This is a genomic window from Acinetobacter lwoffii, assembly GCF_024129435.1.
In the GTDB taxonomy this organism is placed as follows: Bacteria; Pseudomonadota; Gammaproteobacteria; order Pseudomonadales; family Moraxellaceae; genus Acinetobacter; species Acinetobacter lwoffii_F.
Window position 1 is genome coordinate 1 of sequence record NZ_JAMXXN010000064.1, and the last position, 1,690, is coordinate 1,690.

The window sequence follows — 1,690 nt, forward strand, 5'->3', positions numbered from 1 at the left end:
TCGGGTTACAAGCCAACAGGTAAGAAAGCCAATGAGGCTAAGCACAAACGAATAAAAGAATTACTAGCAGCTGGCAATATGACTAAGGAAGAAATTGCCAAAGCAGTGAATTGTGGAGTTGCAACTGTTTATCGAGTTGCTAAAGTCATTTAAAAAGGCTTGTATCAGTGCTTCCCTTATGTCATATCTATTTACAAAGGAACAAGGCATTCTTAAAGATCAAAAGAAGGGATTAATGATGAAAAAGCATTTGATTTTCCTTGTTTTTATAGTGATGGTTTTTATTTTAGCTCTAGTTGTAAAGATTAATAATGATCATAAAAAAGGGCAAGCATTAAACAAATTGGAACTAGTTGAAAAGCAAATCCATTAGGTAAAAATTGACTTATACTTATTTAAATAACGCTAATAACTAAGCCCAAAGAACACCTAGACCCAGTGCTACACACGCTTAGTTTTTTATATTTTAAAAGAGCATTTTAGCAAATATCATAAAAGACCGATCTATTCTCAAGCCGGTTTTTTATATCGCCGAGCATCATGGCTTCATCATAGATATATGAATATTAAGATAAATAAAAAGCCCTATAGTCTCTCCCGTTACTATAAGGCTTATAAAACGCTGTAATTTTTTTCTTAATTACCTACTTTTCGATGTAAGTTATGAATATATTTTACCTATTGGTAAAAATAAAGATATAAGACAAAAGATGAATATGCTAGGAATTTCGCATAACAACCATCATGTTAAATGCGGGGATAAATAAAAGAATTGAAAATATATCTAAGATTTATTAAGATATATCTTAATAAATCTTAGATATACCAACTTATGAATGAAACAACTGACTCTTTGCTGATAAATTCAGATACGCCATCACGTAAAAGCCGTTTATTTGAATCTGGCCATATGAAATTGCTAGTGCTTTCTTTAATTGAACAAGCGCCTAGATACGGTTACGAAATTATTAAAAGCATTGGTGAGTTGGTAGGTGGTGGATATAGCCCAAGTACAGGCACAATTTACCCAACCTTATCTTATCTTGAAGACATGCAATTTGTTTCTATTGAAAAACCTGATGGTGACCGTAAGCAGTACAAGATTACAGTGACTGGTATTAACCATTTAAATGGTCAAAGAGAGCATTTAGAACATATCCTTGGCCGCTTAGAGACGCGACGTGAAATTCAAAATAATGATCAATATCTAGATATCTATCGTGCAATGGCAAACTTAAAAACATCATTGCGACTTAAATTAAAAAATAATGCACTGACTGAAGAAACAATTCATCAAATTGCTAAGAGCATTGATCAAGCTGCTGTTGATATTAGCTGTCTTAAAAATGAGGTAGTCCGATGAAACAACATAAATATCAAATTAGTGTAAAGCATCTTGTCGATCCAAAAGGACAGCCTTCAACTTACACTGAAGATCTTGTTTTTACTGCTTATAATCACGATGATATTTTCAAAGTTTTAGAAAAATTGCAGCAGAAAAAAATTATAGATGAAGAATCAATGAAATCTTTTGCCGTAGGATTAAAGCTTATGGGAGAAGTGTTATTAGAAAATAAAGATATTCCTTTATTTAAAGATTTTTCGCCGCAATTTATTGAATTTATTAAATCAATCAAAAAACTTTAACTTACGGAGTTAGTCCATTTAAATCTATTCCTTTGAGTTAATC

The 1,690-nt window shown here is 31.7% G+C and carries 3 protein-coding genes; all 3 read left to right on the forward strand.

Features of this window, described 5'->3' with window-relative positions; all coding sequences use genetic code 11:
- Positions 1-153: helix-turn-helix domain-containing protein (locus NI455_RS15295; RefSeq protein WP_253114877.1), on the forward strand; the 153-nt coding region annotated here is incomplete at its 5' end.
- Between the two features lie 679 nt (positions 154-832).
- The gene (locus NI455_RS15300) at positions 833-1,363 is read left to right on the forward strand and encodes a PadR family transcriptional regulator (RefSeq protein WP_005254570.1); all 531 of its coding nucleotides are present in this window, start codon (positions 833-835) and stop codon (positions 1,361-1,363) included.
- On the forward strand, positions 1,360-1,647 hold the full coding sequence (locus tag NI455_RS15305) for a DUF3861 domain-containing protein (RefSeq protein ID WP_005015460.1): 288 nt from the start codon (positions 1,360-1,362) through the stop codon (positions 1,645-1,647). Before NI455_RS15300 ends, NI455_RS15305 begins: the two co-directional genes overlap by 4 nt.
- The last annotated feature ends 43 nt before the right edge of the window (positions 1,648-1,690 follow it).